Below are 936 nucleotides of genomic sequence, written 5' to 3' on the forward strand. Positions count from 1 at the left end.
CGTAGCCGACTCCGGCTGCCATCGCCCAGCCGCACCTGTCGGGCCTGCCTGTCGATCGCCACCACCTCGCCCAGCCGGACCTCGGCATTGTGCTGGCGGCCCAGGATGTGGCGCAGCGGCGCGGCGATATCGGGGGCCGACAGTCCGGCGGTGGCCACCTGGTACAGCAGCGGCTGGAACAGGTGGTGGTTGCGGCGGTCGACCAGGGTGATCCGCAGCGGTGCACCGGCCAGCGCACGGGTGGCCCATAAACCGGCAAAGCCGCCGCCGATGACCACAAGATGGGGAACGCGCGACATGCAGGACTCCGGTCGGGGCCGGCGGACCGGCCGGGTGGGGACGACAGTCACTGCCGATCATCGCACTGATGGGGCGTGAACCGGCGATGGTCGATACTCGGGAGCCGTCCATTGCCGTGGAGCAGCGCCGTGTCCGACCCTGAAAAGCGTATCGCCGTATTGATCGATGCCGACAACGCGCCGGCATCGAAGATCGATGAAATCCTGGTCGAGGTGGCCGCGTTCGGTGTGGCCAATGTGCGCCGCGCCTATGGCGACTGGAAGAATCCGCGGCTCAAGGGCTGGGAGAGCGTGCTGCACGAGTTCGCGATCCGGCCGATCCAGCAGTTCGCCTATTCCAAGGGCAAGAACGCCTCAGACATGGCGATGGTGGTGGATGCGATGGACCTGCTGTACGCGCGCAACCTGGACGGCTTTGCCATCGTCTCCAGCGATGCCGACTTCACCCCGCTGGTGATGCGGCTGCTGACCGACGGGGTGAAGGTCTATGGTTTTGGCGAGCAGAAGACGCCGCTGGCCTTCGTCAACGCCTGTTCCAAGTTCACCTACCTGGAAGCGCTGGGCAATGACGAACCGGAGCCGGTGATCACCACGGCGCACACCGCGGCCGCGGCGCCGGCGGAGGCTGACGCCACCG

At 67.0% G+C, this 936-nt stretch carries 2 protein-coding genes; one reads left to right on the top strand and one right to left on the bottom strand.

The window, feature by feature from the left end; translation table 11 throughout:
• The coding region (locus tag JCM9942_RS16910) for an FAD-dependent oxidoreductase (protein ID WP_172675194.1) at positions 1-299 on the bottom strand (299 nt) is incomplete at its 3' end.
• A 129-nt stretch (positions 300-428) separates the two neighbouring features.
• Here JCM9942_RS16910 and JCM9942_RS16915 point away from each other — a divergent pair.
• Positions 429-936, top strand: a 508-nt coding sequence (locus JCM9942_RS16915; protein WP_157723035.1) for an NYN domain-containing protein, incomplete at its 3' end; no start/stop codon positions are given.

Origin of the sequence: Stenotrophomonas pictorum JCM 9942 (assembly GCF_001310775.1) — a bacterium.
Taxonomy (GTDB): Bacteria; Pseudomonadota; Gammaproteobacteria; order Xanthomonadales; family Xanthomonadaceae; genus Stenotrophomonas; species Stenotrophomonas pictorum.